Source organism: Delftia sp. 11MD (assembly GCF_050907895.1).
Taxonomy (GTDB): Bacteria; Pseudomonadota; Gammaproteobacteria; order Burkholderiales; family Burkholderiaceae_C; genus Comamonas; species Comamonas tsuruhatensis.
In genome coordinates, this window is record NZ_CP194333.1 from 6,353,459 (window position 1) to 6,367,706 (window position 14,248).

The window sequence follows — 14,248 nt, forward strand, 5'->3', positions numbered from 1 at the left end:
GAAAACATGCCCCGCACAGCTTTGGCCCCTTCCGGCGGCCGCCGTATCCAGACCCGCCGCTCGGGTGTCCATGGCAAGGGCGTCTTCGCCGTGCAGGATCTTGCCGAAGGCGAGGTCCTTGTCGAGTACGTAGGGGAAATCGTCAGCTGGCAGGAAGCCCAGGACAGGCACCCGCACGACCCCAGCCAGCCCAACCATACCTTCTACTTCCACATCGACGAAGACCGCGTGATCGATGCCAACTACGGCGGCAATTCCTCGCGCTGGATCAACCACAGCTGCGCGCCCAACTGCTACACCGACGAGCGCGATGGCCGCATCTTCATCGTCGCACTGCGCAACATCGCCGCCGGCGAGGAGCTGAGCTACGACTACGGCCTGATCATCGACGAACCCTACACCAGGAAGCTGAAGGCCGAGTATCCCTGCTGGTGCGGTGCGGCCACCTGCCGCGGCACGCTGCTGGCGCCCAAGCGCGGCTGGCGCCCGCCCATGCCCGGCGATGCGTTGCCGGCCGGCGCAAAGCCGAAATCGGAAAAGTCTGAAAAGGCAAAGCGGCCCCAAAAACAGCAGGCCCAAGCGCCAAAGCCTTTGGGCAAACCCACCCAAGAGCCGAAGAAAAAATCCGGCACATCCTCGACAAAGGCGGGCGCATGATGGCTTCGTCCCCCATCCACTGGCCTGCGGAGTCGCTGTGGCAGGCCATCGAGCCGCAACTGCCGGGCTTTTCCGTGGAGATCGTGCCCAGCATCGGCTCGACCAATACCGAGCTGATGGCGCGCGCCCGCGATGGCCGCAACGAACCCGTGCTGCTGGTGACCGAAGTGCAGACCGCCGGCCGGGGCCGGCTGGGCCGCCAGTGGACCAGCGGCGTGGGCGATTCGCTGACCTTCTCGCTGGGCATGCCGCTGGCGCCTGCCGACTGGTCCGGCCTGTCGCTGGCCGTGGGCCTGAGCGTGGCGCAAAGCCTGCAGCCGCAATTGCCCGCCCCGGGCTCGCAGCGCCCGCGCATCGGCCTCAAATGGCCCAACGACCTGTGGATCGACGGCGACCGCAAGCTCGGCGGCATCCTGATCGAGACCGCCAGCTTTGTCGGCAGCGCCGCGCATGAGCCCGGCACGCCGCGCTACGTGGTCGTGGGCATCGGCCTGAATGTGCGCCCCCGCCCCGGCGACGGCATGCGCACGCCGCCGGCCAGCCTGCTGGAACTGGACGAGCGCCTGGACGCGCCCACCGCCCTGGCCTGCGTGCTGCCGGGACTGGTGTCCGACATCCAGGCCTTTGCCGCCCAGGGCTTTGCGCCGCTGGTGGACCGCTTTGCACAGCGCGACCTGCTGCGCGGGCGCGCCGTCAATCTCAGCGACGGCGAAAGCGGCATGGCCGAAGGCGTGGGCCGCGATGGCGCGCTGCTGGTGCGCACGGCGCGCGGCCTGCAGGCCATCACCAGCTCGGAAATCAGCGTGCGGCCGGCTGCTGTAGGCTAGAGCGATTGATGCACTAGGCCCGCCGAGAAACGACATGCTGCGAATTGCCTTTCTGCTGCTGGTGCTGGCCAATGCCGGCTACTACCTCTGGAGCCACGGCCAGCTCCAGGCCCTGGGCCTGGCCCCCCCGTCCACGACCGAGCCCGAGCGCCTGGCCCAGCAGGTGCGCCCCGAGGCGCTGAGCCTGCTGAGCGTGGACAACGCATCCACCACGCCCTCGCCGGCCGCCGCCGCCCCGTCCACGCCAGCGCCGGCCGCCACCCCGGCAGGCGGCGAGGAGCCCGCCCCTGCACCCAGGCCCGCCCAGGCTGCAGGCCAGCCCACCAGCTGCCTGGTGGCCACGGGCATCGAAGACCGCCATGCCGAGGCGCTGCGCCGCGGCCTCATCGCCCAGGTCGCCAGCGACCAATGGGACCTGAGCAGCACGCACCAGCCGGGCCGCTGGATGGTCTACATGGGCAAGTTCCCCGACGCCGAATTCCTGGAACGCAAGCGCGCCGAACTGCGCGCCCGCAAGATCGATTTCGACCGTGCGGGCGGCGCGCTGGAGCCGGGCCTGTCGCTGGGCCGCTTTTCCACCGAGGAAGCGGCCACGCGCGAGCTGACCAACTTCGCGCGCCAGGGCGTGCGCACGGCCCGCGTGGTGCAGGAGCGCCCCGACATCACGCTCTACACCCTGCGCCTGCCCCAGGCCACGGCCGCACTGCGCAGCCAGGTCGAGGCCATGGGCGGCAAGGCCTTCGAGGGCAAGCCGTTCAAACCCTGCTGAACCCGTTGGGCATGCCATGCGAAAAGGCCCGCGATCACAGGATCGCGGGCCTTTTTCATTTCAGCCGCCGCGGGTCAGAGCGCGCGCGGGTCGGTGGCCATGAGCTGCTCGACCAATACCTTCAGATCGGTGGTCAGGCGCAGGTAGCCGGCCTGGTCCAGTTCCAGGGTCTGCTCGTTCATGTAGAGCTTGCGGTTGATCTCGATCTGGATGCTGTGGCGGTGCTCGGCAGGTTTGCCGTAGCGGCGCACCAGCTCCACGCCCTTGTAGGGATGGTTGTAGTCCACGCTGTAGCCGCGCTCGCGCAGGAAGGCGCAGATGCGCTCGGACAGCGCGGGGCTGGCCGTGCTGCCGTCGCGGTCGCCGATGACGAAGTCGGCATGCACCAGGCCCGGGTGCAGCGTGGCATGGCTGGCGGCGACGGAAGGCATGGAATGGCAGTTGATGTGGATGCTGTAGCCATGGCGCGCATGGGCGGCGTCAATGGCGCGCTCCACGGCGGCGTGGTAGGGCTTCCAGCAGCGCTCGATGCGCTGCAGCAGCTCGGAGGCCGGCAACTGGCGGTCGTAGATGGGCACGCCCTCGTCGGTGAACTTCCAGATCAGGCCCTTGCCCAGGCGAACCTTCTGCAGCACGACCTGGTCGGTGGTGACGGGCAGCGGCCAGTCGCCTTCGACCATGGTGGTGTCGATCTCGGCGGTGTCGCGGTTGGCATCCAGGTAGATGCGCGGGAAATGCGCCTCCACCCAGCCCACGCCCATGCCTGGCGCAAAGGCATAGATCTTCTCCACATGCGTGTCCTCGGCCTGGCGCAGCGTGGCCAGCGGCAGGCAGGAGCCGAAGTCCTGCGGGTAGACCGTGCCGCTGTGCGGCGAGTCCAGCACCACGGCGCTGGTGCCGGCCACGCTGGTCACCATGGGCTGCGCGGCATCGGCCGCGCCGGAGCCTGCCGCGCCGGGCAGGGATTGCAGGAAGTTCTGACTGATCAGTCGCAGGACGGGATGCATGAGGAAGTGGTCTATCTCGGTTACGCATTGCACCGCTGCGCTGCGGCCAGCCCGCCATGAAACTGGCGCGTCCCAGGCCAGGGACGCCGAGCAAGGGCCGCCCCGCAGCGAGGGCGTCGTCCCCCTCCCGCGAAGCGAGAGAGGGGGAAGGCGCGAAGCGCCTCAGGGGGAGCCTTTAATCCAGCTGGATCTGGGCCGTGGCGGCAATCTTCTTCATCTTGGCCACTTCGCTGGCGATCTGCTTGGTGAAAGCATCGCTGCTGGTGCCGGAGATGTACAGGCCCTGGGCAGCCATGCGCTTTTGCACGGCCGGGTCCTTGAGCGCGGCCGCGATGGCCTTTTGCACGCGGGCGATCTGCTCGGGCGGCGTGCTCTTGGGGGCCACGAGGCCGAACCAGGAAGGATCGTTCAGGTCGGCGTGGCCGGCTTCGGCATAGGTCTGCACATCGGGCAGCACGTCCAGGCGCTCATGCCAGGACACGGCCAGGGCCTTGACCTTGCCGCCCTTGATGTGGGGCAGCGAGGACGCGACCTGGTCGAAATACACGGGCACCTGGCCGCCGAGCACGTCGTTGATGGCCGGGCCTGCACCACGGTAGGGAATGTGCTGCATCTCGGTGCCCGTGCTCTTCATGAACTGGGCGCCCCACATGTGGCCGATGGTGCCGTTGCCGGGCGTGGCGAAGCTGACCTTGCCGGGGTTGGCCTTCAGGTACTTCACGAACTCGGCAAAGTTGTTGGCAGGCACCAGCTTGGGGTTGATCACGATCACGCCGGGCGCCTTGACGATCTCGGTCACGCCGACAAAGTCGTTGATGGCGTCGTAGGGCAGCTTCTTGAACACGGCGGGGTTCACGCCATGGGTGGACAGCGTGGCAATCCCGAAGGTCACGCCGTCGGTGGCACGTGCCACTTCGGCCATGCCGATGGAGCCGCCGGCGCCGGCCTTGTTCTCGATCACCACCGCCTGGCCGCCCAGCAGCTTGGGCAGCACGTCCTGCATGTTGCGCGGGACCATGTCGGTGGAGCCACCGGCAGGGAACGGAACGACGATGCGCAGGGGACGGGTGGTTTCCTGGGCGAAGGACATTCCAGGAACGACAGAAGAAGCGGCGATGGAAGCAAGGAAATGGCGTCGTTGCATAGGATCTTTCTTACAAACAAGGTCAGATTAAAAGAAATCTGCTCACAAAAAAAGCAAATACTGTGCCTGTTAATATTCCGAACAGGAATAGTTTCATCATATCCCTGTCATGAGTTTGCGCCGCCTCAACCCGCCCATACATCTGCTGCGCGCCTTCTCCACCGTGGTGCGCTTCGGAGGTGTCTCGCGCGCGGCCGAAGCCTTGCACTTGACGCAAAGCGCAGTCAGCAAGCAGATCCAGGAGCTGGAGAAGTGGGTGGGCGTGCCGCTGTTCGAACGCGAGCGCAAGCGCTTGAGCCTGACGCCTGCGGGCGAACGCTACGAGCGCGCCGTGCGCGCCCTGCTGGGCCAGCTGGAGGCGGCCACCCTCGAACTCATCACCAGCGATGACAGCCGAGGCGCGCTGCACCTGTCATCGCTGCCGACTTTCGCGGCCAAGTGGCTGATCCCCAGGCTGCCCCAGTTTCAGCAGCGCTATCCACAGATCACGCTGCACTTTGTACCCTACGTACACAGCTACCAATTTGACAGTCCGGGTCTGGACTGCGCGATTTTGTTCGGGGACGGGCATTGGAGCGGCGCGCACGCCCACTATCTGGTGGGCCGCCAGGTGACGCTGATCGCACCGCCACATGGCACGGGCCCCGAGGCGCGCATCACCACGCCCCAGGACGTGGCGCGCTGCACGCGGCTGCGCCACGTGACCATTGCCGACGCCTGGGCGCGCTGGAGCGAGGCCCACGGCATCCACGGCATCAGCCCGCTGGCGGGCCCGCAGTTCGACCAGTTCCAGACCATCATTCGCGCCGTGATGGCGGGCATGGGCATCGCACTGGTGCCACGCTGCCTGGTGCTCGACGAGCTTGCCGCCGGCCTGGTGAACGAGCCCCTGCCCCAGCACGGCTACCAGAGCGCCCTGGGCTACTGGCTGTGCTATCCGGCCGACCGTGCCAACCATGGCACGCTGGGCATCTTCCGCAACTGGTTGGTGGACCATGCGGCGCAGACACCGGGACGGGTGGCGATGGCCCCTGTAGCCCCCGATGCCCCTGCGGCAGCCGGTCAGGCGCCACCTATGCCGCAGGCTTAGGCGGCGGCGGCGGCGAGCGCAGTGCCGTGAAGCGCACGCTGAAGCGTGCGCCCGGTGGCTGCTGGCCCGGATGCGCATCCTCCAGCACCACCTGCCCGCCATGCTGGCGCGCAATCTCCAGCACGATGGGCAGGCCCAGGCCCGAGCCATCGGCCTCCGAGCCCAGCACGCGGTAGAACGGCTGGAACACCAGCTCGCGCTCGGCCTCGGGCACGCCCGGCCCCGAATCCTCCACCTGCAGCAGCAGGACCTGACCAAAAGGATCGGCCAGCACACGCACGGTGACCATGCCCGGCCGGCTGCTGGTGGAAGGCGTGTAGTTGATGGCGTTGTCCACGAGGTTGCGCACCAGCTCGGTCAGCAGCGTGGCGTTGCCCTGCAGCCAGACGCCGGCGGCCGAGGACTCGGCGCCGTCATAGCCCAGGTCCACATGCTTGTCCATGGCGCGCGGCAGGCAGTCGCGCACCACGTCGGTGACGATGCGCACCAGGTTGCACGGCTGCATGGCCAGGCCCCGCCCCAGGCCCGCGCTCTCGGCACGCGCCAGCGCCAGCAACTGGTTGACGGTGTGCGTGGCACGGATGCTGGAGCGCGCGATCTGGGCCAGGGACTGCCGCAGCTCGCCCGTACTCACGCCTTCGCGCTGGGCCAGTTCGGCCTGCATGCGCAGCCCGGCCAGCGGCGTCTTGAGCTGGTGGGCCGCGTCGGCCAGGAAGCGCTTTTGCGTGGCCAGCGAGTCGCCCAGGCGGCCCAGCAGGTCATTGACCGAATCCACCAGCGGCACGACTTCCAGCGGCACGTCCTTGTGGTTGATGGGCGAAAGGTCCTCGGGCCGGCGCGCGCGGATGCGCTCCTCCAGCCGGTGCAGCGGCTTGATGCCGCGCGCCAGCGCCAGCCACACCAGCAGCGCGGCCAGCGGCAGGATGACGAACTGCGGCAGCATCACGCCCTTGATGATTTCCGTGGCCAGCACGCTGCGCTTTTCGCGCGTCTCGGCCACCTGAACCAGGGCCTGCGGTTCGCCCGGCAGGGGCATGCGCACCCAGACATGGGCCACGCGCAGATCGATGCCGCGAAATTCCGCATCGCGCAGCTGCACGGTGCCGCCGGACGGCAAGCCTGGAGGCGTCGCGCCAGTCAGAGCCTCGTCGGGTTCGGGCGGCGGCGGCAGGTCGCGCTCGCCGGCCAGGTATTCGCCCTTCACGCCCAGCACCTGGAAATACACGGTGTCCGATTCGTCGGCACGCAGGATCTCGCTGGCCGACTGCGGCAGGTTGAACAGCACCTTGCCGTGCTGCACCATCACCAGCTGGGCCAGCGCCTGGGCGTTGTATTCCAGCGCGCGGTCGAAGGGTTTGTTGGCCAGGCCCTGGGCCACCAGCCAGGTCAGCGCCAGGCTCACGGGCCACAGCAGCAGCAGCGGCGTGAGCATCCAGTCAAGGATCTCGCCGAACAGGGAGCGCTGTTCACGCTGGAAGATTTTCATCGGCGGGCAGCCCCTTACGACGGGTTCACGGCCCCGCGGCAACCACCACTATGCGCAGGCAAGCCAACCCGGGCCTGACAGCCACGGCAGCGGCCTCAGGACGCGATCTTCTCAAGGCAGTAGCCCAGGCCGCGCACGGTGGCGATGCGGATGGGGCCGCGCTCTATCTTCTTGCGCAGCCGGTGGATGTAGACCTCGATGGCGTTGTTGCTGACTTCGTCGCCCCAGTCGCACAGGCGCTCGACCAACTGGTCCTTGCTGACCAGCCGGCCGGCCCGCTGCAGCAGCACTTCCAGCAGGCCCAGCTCGCGCGCCGACAGCTCGACCATCTTGCCGTCGATGGTGGCCACGCGGCCGGCCTGGTCGTAGACCAGCGGGCCGTGCTTGATGGTGCTGCTGGCGCCGCCCATACCGCGCCGCGTGAGGGCGCGCACGCGCGCCTCCAGCTCGGACAGCGCAAACGGCTTGGCCATGTAGTCGTCGGCACCGTAGTCCAGCCCCTGCACGCGCTCTTCCACGCTGTCGGCCGCCGTGAGGATGAGCACCGGCAGCGCATCGCCGCGGCCGCGCAGCTTCTTGAGCACTTCGAGACCGTGCATCTTGGGCAGGCCCAGGTCCAGAATCAGCAAATCGAATTCGCTGCTGGTCATCAGCGCGGTGTCGGCCTCGCTGCCATTGGCCACATGGCTGACCACGGCGCCCGAGCCGCGCAGGCTGCGCAGCAGGCCATCGGCCAGGACCTGGTCGTCTTCGGCAATCAGAATGCGCATGGGGGATGTCTCCTGTAATGCAGGCGCGCTCTGGGAGTTGGAAATGCGCGCCTTTAATTCCCAGGATTCTAGGATGCGCCCCGCAGCGCGGGCAGGGACCTTACCCGAGTGAGCCGCCGCCCGCGTAGGCCTCCAGCCCCAGCGCCACCACGGTGGCGATGTCGTCGCCGACTTCCTCGCGGAATTCGGCCTCGGCCTGGGAGACGGCGTCATGGAAAGCCTGCAGCCAGGCCAGGCCCGCTGGCGTGAAGCGGATGCGGCGCGCGCGCGCATCGCGCTCGTCGCTCTCGCGCGTGACCAGGCCCCAGGCCTCGCACTGGGCCACCAGGTCGCCCATGGACTGCTTGGTCATGCCTGCGCGCTCTGCCAGGTCCGTCAGCCGGTCGCCAGCCAGCGACAGATGCCGCGTGATGTGGATATGGGCCGCCCCCACCTTGTCGCGCGCAGCGAGGTTGGACAGTGCCAGCGGCACCTCCACATCGCGCGCCATGAGCTGCAGCACACGCGCGTCGAACCGCCGCATGGCATGGCCGAGCAGGCGGCCCAGGTGGGTCTGGCGCCAGGCGTCGGCGGGCGGCGTGACGGGGGAAAGCTCACTCATGGATGCATTGTGGAGGCAAATCCAACAAGTCAGGAAAACTGACTAAAAACACCAACAAATCAAGACAGCAAGCCCATAAACTACTGTTCAAGCATCCAGCCTGAATGCAAATACAGAGCTGAATCCATACCCAACCCAGGAGTCCGCATGAACACCGCCGTCACCACCGCCAACAGTGAAAAAGCCAAGGCCCTGCAGGCCGCACTCGCCCAGATCGAAAAGCAGTTCGGCAAGGGCACGATCATGCGCCTGGGTGAAGGCGAAGCCATCCAGGACATCCAGGTCGTCTCCACCGGCTCGCTGGGCCTGGACATCGCCCTGGGTGTGGGCGGCCTGCCCCGTGGCCGCGTGATCGAGATCTACGGCCCTGAATCCTCGGGCAAGACCACGCTGACGCTGCAGGTCATCGCCGAAATGCAAAAGCAGGGTGGCACCTGCGCCTTCATCGACGCAGAACACGCGCTGGACACCAGCTATGCCCAGAAGCTGGGCGTGAACCTCAACGAAGTGCTGATCAGCCAGCCCGACACCGGCGAGCAGGCCCTGGAAATCGTGGACAGCCTGGTGCGCTCGGGCGCCGTGGACATGATCGTCGTGGACTCGGTGGCCGCACTGACACCGCGCGCCGAAATCGAAGGCGAGATGGGCGACCAGCTGCCCGGCCTGCAGGCCCGCCTGATGAGCCAGGCGCTGCGCAAGCTGACCTCCACCATCAAGAAGACCAATTGCATGGTCATCTTCATCAACCAGATCCGCATGAAGATCGGCGTGATGTTCGGCAGCCCCGAAACCACCACGGGCGGCAATGCGCTGAAGTTCTACGCCTCGGTCCGCCTGGATATCCGCCGCACCGGCACCATCAAGAAGGGCGACGAAGCCATCGGCAACGAAACCAAGGTCAAGGTCGTCAAGAACAAGGTCTCGCCCCCGTTCAAGACCGCCGAGTTCGACATCCTCTTCGGCGAAGGCATCTCGCGCGAAGGTGAAATCCTGGACATGGGCGTCAACGCCAAGATCCTCGACAAGTCGGGGGCCTGGTACGCCTACAACGGCGAAAAGATCGGCCAGGGTCGCGACAACGCCCGCGAATTCCTGCGCGAGAACAGCGGCCTGGCCGTGGAGATCGAGAACAAGGTGCGCGACAGCCTGGGCATTGCCCTGCTGCCCACGGCCGGCGGCGATGCGCCCGAAGCCAAGGCCGCCAAGGGCGCCAAGGCCAAGGCCGACAAGGACGGCGTGATCGAAGCCTGAGCGGCCTGACCCCTCACTGCAGGCGCCGCCGCGCCTGCACACACTGTGTTTGCCATCTTGGCGCAGGCTCACGTCTGCGCCTTTTTTATCGCCGGGACGCCCCAAGGCAAAAAGCGGCCCCCTTGGGGGGCAGCGGACCTTGCGCAGCAAGGGGAGCGTGGGGGCCTTTTTTATTCGGGATGATTCAGGAGACATTGCCGCATGGGATTCGCCAAGCTGTCGCTCAAAGGCCGGGCGCTCAAGCTGCTGGGCCAGCGCGAACATTCACGGCTGGAGCTGGAACGCAAGCTCGCCCCCCATGTGGAGGAAGGCGAGGACCTGGGCGCCATGCTCGACGCGCTGGAGCAGCGCGGCTTCATCAGCGCCGAGCGCGTGGCCGAGTCCGTGCTGCATCGCAAGGCCGCGCGCTTTGGTACATCGCGCGTGGTGCAGGAGCTGCGCAGCAAGGGGCTGGACGATGGCCTGGTGCGCGCCGCCGCAGAACAATTGCGCGCCACCGAACTGCAGCGCGCCCATGCCGTATGGCGCCAGCGCTTCGGCACACCGCCGGCCACCCCGCAGGAACGCCTCAAGCAGATGCGCTTTCTGGCCGCGCGCGGCTTTGGCGGAGAAATAGCGAGCAAGGTGCTGCGCGGGCGCAGCGAAGACTGGGATGACGGAGCTGCAGACGAAGGCAACTAATCCACGCGCCGGGTTGCGCCCCAGCACACCAGCGACCCCACGGTCACCAGCGCCACGCCCTGCCAGAAGCCCCAGCCCGGCTGCACCTGCAGCCAGGCACTGGCCAGCAAGGCAGAGAACACGGGCGTGAAGTACGAGGCCGCCGCCATCACGGCCAGATGCCCGTGCTGTATGCCGTGCTCCCAGCAGCTGTAGCCCATGGCCGTGAGCCCGCCCACGGCCAGCAGCTGCAGCACCACGGTGCCTGACCAGTGCATGCCGCCTTCGCCACCCAGCCACAACCACTTGATCCACAGCGCCAGCGCAGTCCAGATCAGGAACAACCCCACGGCATTGTGCCCCCCACCCCAGCGCCGAGCAGCCAGCGAATAGCAGGGCCACAGCAGGGCCGCGCCAAAGGCGAGTCCATAGGCCAGCGGATTGGCCAGCATGTGGTCTGCCATGTCATGCATCTGCAGGGACTCGCCGCCCAGCACGCGCGTCAGCCCCCACAGGCACAGCAGCACGCCGGGCCACAGCCACCAGCGCGCATGCTGCTGGCGCAGCAGCACCGCCAAGACGATGGTCAGGCTGGGCCACAGGTAGTTGATCAGCCCCAGCTCCAGTGCCTGAGCGCGGTCCTGCGCCAGACCGATCGCCAGCGACAGACAGATTTCATAGACCGCAAACAGCAGCCCGCAGCCCCAGAAATAGGCCGGGTGCATGGTTCGCCATTGCGAAGGCCTGGGCAGGCCGCGCACGGCGGCCACGCACAGGGCGCTGACCGTATAGAGCATGGCAGCGCCGCCCACGGCGCCCAGCGGCTCGGCCACCGAGCGCATCAGGCCCACGGTGCAGCTCCAGCACACCACGGCCAGCAGGCCGATGGCGGTGGCCCGGCCTGCGGCTGCAGGGGAACTGCTGTGCGCTGAAGACATGGAAAAGGCTGCGCGCGGCAGGTCAGTGCGGCTGCAGCACCTGGCGCAGCGAGCGGTAAAGCGCGTCCGAGCCGTGCGCGCGGTTATCCGCATCGAAGGAGAACTCGTTGCTGGACTGCGTGCCGGTCGCGTCCTCGGGCCGCGCCTCCATGAAGAAGGACAGGAAGCGCGCGCCCTGGCGGCGGTGCATGGTCAGCACTTTCTCCAGCCGCTGCGGCGACAGTGCCACCAGCGGATGGAACTCCGTCACGCCATAGGCCGTGTGGCCATAGCGGCGCAGCATCTGGCCGACCAGTGGCCCATAGGTGTCTTCGCCATACAGGCTGACACCCAGGGACAGCCCCGGCATGCGTTGCAGGCTGCGCTCCACGGCGTAGCGGCTGGCGTCCCAGCTCGGATTCGCATGGGGGTTGAGCTGGTGGGCAAAGCGAGGCACCCGGCCCAGGCAGCCGTGCCCGATGTGCTCGGAAAAGCCCTGGATGTAATCGGCCACCTGCTGCTCGCGAAAATCGTTCCAGTCCGTCACCAGCGGGTTGTAGAACAGCGCCAGCCGGTCCTGCGGGCTGTCCACCCAGAACTCCACACCATCGGGCAGCTTGCCGAAGTCAGGCAAGGCCTCGGCGGCATGGGGCCTGGGCTCGCCCTGGTGGCGGTCCATCACGGCGATCTGGCGCGTGGCCAGCAGGCCCAGGCTGCGCCCGCCGGTCTGCAGCACCACGTCGATGCGGTGCAGGCCCTCGCCCAGCGCCGGATAGCGGATGTCGGCACGCCAGCCCACATCGGGCGTGAGGAAATCAGGCTTGGCCTGGGCCACATCCTGGCGGTGCATGTGCACGGGGGCGTGCGAGTAAGGGCGCCCGTCCACGAAGACGGCCACGGCCAGTTGCTTTTGCAGCTTCGCGTCGGGCGAGTGGACCCAGCCGGACACCGGGACCGTGCCAGCCGCATAGCTGTCGATGTGCTGGAAGAAGTTCTGCAGCGGCTCGCTGCGGATGTTGCGCGACGGAGGCTCCACCGCATCGAAGCTGGCGAACTCCGACTTCAGATGGGCATTGAGCCGCGCAATGTCGCCATAGCGCTGGCGCAGGAATGCATGGAAGCCCGCCACGGATGCAGGGCTGTAGTCGGTGACCGCATAGCCTTCGGCCGCGAACCCCATGCCGGCCTCGAAACCCGGGAACAGCTGGTGCGTCTCACCCAGCACGGTGAGCGCACGCAGCGGATGCATGGCGGCATCGCCCGCAGCGCACATGCGCTCGGCCAGGGCATCAACCACCAGCTTGCGCACGCGCGTGATTTCATTGTCCTGCCGCGCAACCGACCACGGGAAGATGCGCGCGCCCAGATAGGTGTCCAGCGGCAGCGGTCCCTTGGGCGTCCAGGCCAGATTGGCGGGATCGGCGGCCAGGCGCTCCTCGGCCTGGGAGTGGACCTCGAAATGCGTGGCGAACAGGTAGAGCACCACGGGCCGCTGCGCCTGCGCCACCGTGCGCACCACGCGGTCCAGCGCCTCGCCCCGGACTTCCCAGGCCCGGCCGTTCCACTGCACATAGCGCAGCAGAGGCACGCTGAGCGTATAGCCCAGCTCCAGCCCCTCGCCCTGCGGCCGGCCCAGGCGCTGCAGCGTGGCTTTCACCATTTCCGCGGCTGAGCCCTGAGGGCCCAGGCAACTGGCAGGCACCTGCTGGAATTCCTTGGGAAAATCCTCGCGCAGCCCGTCCTGCACCAGGCAGGCTTCCATATTGCCCAGCAGCGGACTCAGCAGCAGGCGCGATGAGGAAGGCAATGCCGGCCGCAGCTTCCAGGTGAACACAACGATCAGCAGACACAGCACGGCCAGGGCCAGGACATGGCCCCAGACCGGACCGCGCCGGCCCGGCAAGGACGGGGGCGCGGGGGGCCTCACAGGCCCAGCATGATCTGCAGGTTCTGCACGGCGGCGCCGCTGGCGCCCTTGCCCAGGTTGTCCAGACGGGCGATCAGCACGGCCTGGCGGTACTGCTCATTGGCGAACACACGCAGCTCCAGCTTGTTCGTGTCGGTCAGCGTATCGGCAGCCAGCTTCATGTCGTCGGTGGGCGGCAGCACCGACACCCATTGCTCGGGCGTGTTGGTCGCCGCGTAATGGGCGGCCAGCGCATCGTGCAGATCGGCGGCCTTGGGCGCGCCCGGCAGCAGGTCCAGATGCAGGGGCAGTTGCACCAGCATGCCCTGGCGGAAATTGCCCACGGCAGGAATGAAGACCGGGCGGCGCGTCATGCCCGTGTAGTGCAGGATTTCGGGAATGTGCTTGTGCGACAGGCCCAGCGCATAGGCCTCGTAAGGCGCGGCCGTGCCGGCCTCGTAGGCTTCGATCATGCTGCGGCCGCCGCCCGAGTAGCCGGACACCGAGGGCAGGCTCAGCGGGTAGTCGGCTGGAATGAGGCCTGCCGCCACCAGCGGGTGCAGCAGTGCGATGGCGCCCGTGGCATAGCAGCCGGGGTTGGCCACGCGCGTGGCAGCCTTGACGGCGTCCAGCTGGCCCTTGCGCAGCTCGGGAAAGCCGTAGACCCAGCCCGGCGCCACGCGGTGGGCGGTGGAGGCATCGATGATCTTGATGGCACGGCCGGTCTCGGCCTCGATGGCGTCGACCATGGCCACGGTTTCGCGCGCAGCGTCGTCATGCAGGCACAGGATGACCAGGTCCACGCCGGCGATCAGCGCACGCTTGGCAGCAGGATCCTTTCGCAGCTCGGGCGCAATGCTGACCAGCTCCACGCCGGACAGATCGACCAGACGCTCACGGATCTGCAGCCCTGTCGTGCCTGCTTCGCCATCGATAAAGACTTTTGCCATCGCTGTATTTCTCCTGCTGCGCGGCCCTCCTGGAGCCGCTGCGGCACCATTGCCGCGTTCCAGCTGCGGATTCTCACCGAAACCGGGTCCCCCTGCGCCCGTTGTCGCAAAACGGTTGGCAGCGGCGATCCAGGGCCGCTGACATGCGCCTGTTACAAACGGCGGGCAGGGCCGCCTGCAGATCCTCTATAAGACAAAAGAGCTGTGGCGCCT

The 14,248-nt window shown here is 67.5% G+C and carries 14 protein-coding genes; 6 read left to right on the forward strand and 8 right to left on the reverse strand.

All coding sequences use genetic code 11. The features are described from left to right. The first annotated feature begins 6 nt into the window (after positions 1 to 6). From ACRSCF_RS29120 to ACRSCF_RS29130, 3 genes are read left to right on the forward strand one after another with little or no spacing between them, the layout of a single operon-like run. Positions 7 to 657: an SET domain-containing protein gene (locus ACRSCF_RS29120; RefSeq protein WP_016449408.1), complete on the forward strand. Its 651-nt coding sequence runs from the start codon at positions 7 to 9 to the stop codon at positions 655 to 657. Beyond that, positions 654 to 1,484: a biotin--[acetyl-CoA-carboxylase] ligase gene (locus ACRSCF_RS29125; protein WP_016449407.1), complete on the forward strand. Its 831-nt coding sequence runs from the start codon at positions 654 to 656 to the stop codon at positions 1,482 to 1,484. The genes ACRSCF_RS29120 and ACRSCF_RS29125 overlap by 4 nt, the downstream gene beginning before the upstream one ends. A gap of 34 nt (positions 1,485 to 1,518) precedes the next feature. Further along, positions 1,519 to 2,253: a hypothetical protein gene (locus ACRSCF_RS29130; RefSeq protein ID WP_034368854.1), complete on the forward strand. Its 735-nt coding sequence runs from the start codon at positions 1,519 to 1,521 to the stop codon at positions 2,251 to 2,253. A gap of 74 nt (positions 2,254 to 2,327) precedes the next feature. Here the strand turns inward: ACRSCF_RS29130 and ACRSCF_RS29135 are convergent, their stop codons facing one another. Next, positions 2,328 to 3,260 carry an N-formylglutamate amidohydrolase gene (locus tag ACRSCF_RS29135; protein WP_034368852.1) on the reverse strand — a complete coding sequence of 311 codons (933 nt, stop codon included), beginning with the start codon at positions 3,258 to 3,260 and terminating at the stop codon, positions 2,328 to 2,330. A 175-nt stretch (positions 3,261 to 3,435) separates the two neighbouring features. Further along, positions 3,436 to 4,404: a Bug family tripartite tricarboxylate transporter substrate binding protein gene (locus ACRSCF_RS29140; RefSeq protein WP_026062916.1), complete on the reverse strand. Its 969-nt coding sequence runs from the start codon at positions 4,402 to 4,404 to the stop codon at positions 3,436 to 3,438. Between the two features lie 109 nt (positions 4,405 to 4,513). Between ACRSCF_RS29140 and ACRSCF_RS29145 the strand changes: the two genes are divergently transcribed. Further along, on the forward strand, positions 4,514 to 5,494 hold the full coding sequence (locus ACRSCF_RS29145; RefSeq protein WP_034368850.1) for a LysR substrate-binding domain-containing protein: 981 nt from the start codon (positions 4,514 to 4,516) through the stop codon (positions 5,492 to 5,494). Here the strand turns inward: ACRSCF_RS29145 and ACRSCF_RS29150 are convergent. The 3 genes from ACRSCF_RS29150 to ACRSCF_RS29160 all read right to left on the reverse strand — a co-directional run bounded on the left by ACRSCF_RS29150 (position 5,478) and on the right by ACRSCF_RS29160 (position 8,351). Then, positions 5,478 to 6,980, reverse strand: a complete 1,503-nt coding sequence (locus ACRSCF_RS29150; RefSeq protein WP_034368848.1) for a sensor histidine kinase — start codon at positions 6,978 to 6,980, stop codon at positions 5,478 to 5,480. The genes ACRSCF_RS29145 and ACRSCF_RS29150 overlap by 17 nt on opposite strands. 95 nt (positions 6,981 to 7,075) lie before the next feature. After that, positions 7,076 to 7,750, reverse strand: coding sequence for a response regulator (locus ACRSCF_RS29155; RefSeq protein ID WP_034368846.1), 675 nt, complete (start codon positions 7,748 to 7,750; stop codon positions 7,076 to 7,078). Positions 7,751 to 7,850: 100 nt separating this feature from the next. Then, entirely contained in the window at positions 7,851 to 8,351 is a 501-nt protein-coding gene (locus tag ACRSCF_RS29160) for a MarR family winged helix-turn-helix transcriptional regulator (protein WP_016449401.1), read from the reverse strand. Between the two features lie 147 nt (positions 8,352 to 8,498). Here ACRSCF_RS29160 and recA point away from each other — a divergent pair, with 147 nt between their 5' ends. Then, complete coding sequence (gene recA / locus ACRSCF_RS29165; protein ID WP_016449400.1) at positions 8,499 to 9,602, forward strand: recombinase RecA; 1,104 nt, start codon at positions 8,499 to 8,501, stop codon at positions 9,600 to 9,602. 201 nt (positions 9,603 to 9,803) lie between these two features. After that, on the forward strand, positions 9,804 to 10,283 hold the full coding sequence (gene recX, locus ACRSCF_RS29170) for a recombination regulator RecX (RefSeq protein WP_016449399.1): 480 nt from the start codon (positions 9,804 to 9,806) through the stop codon (positions 10,281 to 10,283). Here the strand turns inward: recX and yddG are convergent. From yddG to argC, 3 genes are read right to left on the reverse strand one after another with little or no spacing between them, the layout of a single operon-like run. After that, complete coding sequence (yddG, locus tag ACRSCF_RS29175; protein WP_016449398.1) at positions 10,280 to 11,200, reverse strand: aromatic amino acid DMT transporter YddG; 921 nt, start codon at positions 11,198 to 11,200, stop codon at positions 10,280 to 10,282. The genes recX and yddG overlap by 4 nt on opposite strands. 22 nt (positions 11,201 to 11,222) lie before the next feature. Then, positions 11,223 to 13,106 carry a hypothetical protein gene (locus ACRSCF_RS29180; protein ID WP_432675173.1) on the reverse strand — a complete coding sequence of 628 codons (1,884 nt, stop codon included), beginning with the start codon at positions 13,104 to 13,106 and terminating at the stop codon, positions 11,223 to 11,225. Next, a complete protein-coding gene (argC, locus tag ACRSCF_RS29185; protein WP_244387633.1) occupies positions 13,103 to 14,035 on the reverse strand; it encodes an N-acetyl-gamma-glutamyl-phosphate reductase in 933 nt (310 codons plus the stop codon). Before argC ends, ACRSCF_RS29180 begins: the two co-directional genes overlap by 4 nt. Positions 14,036 to 14,248 lie beyond the last annotated feature (213 nt).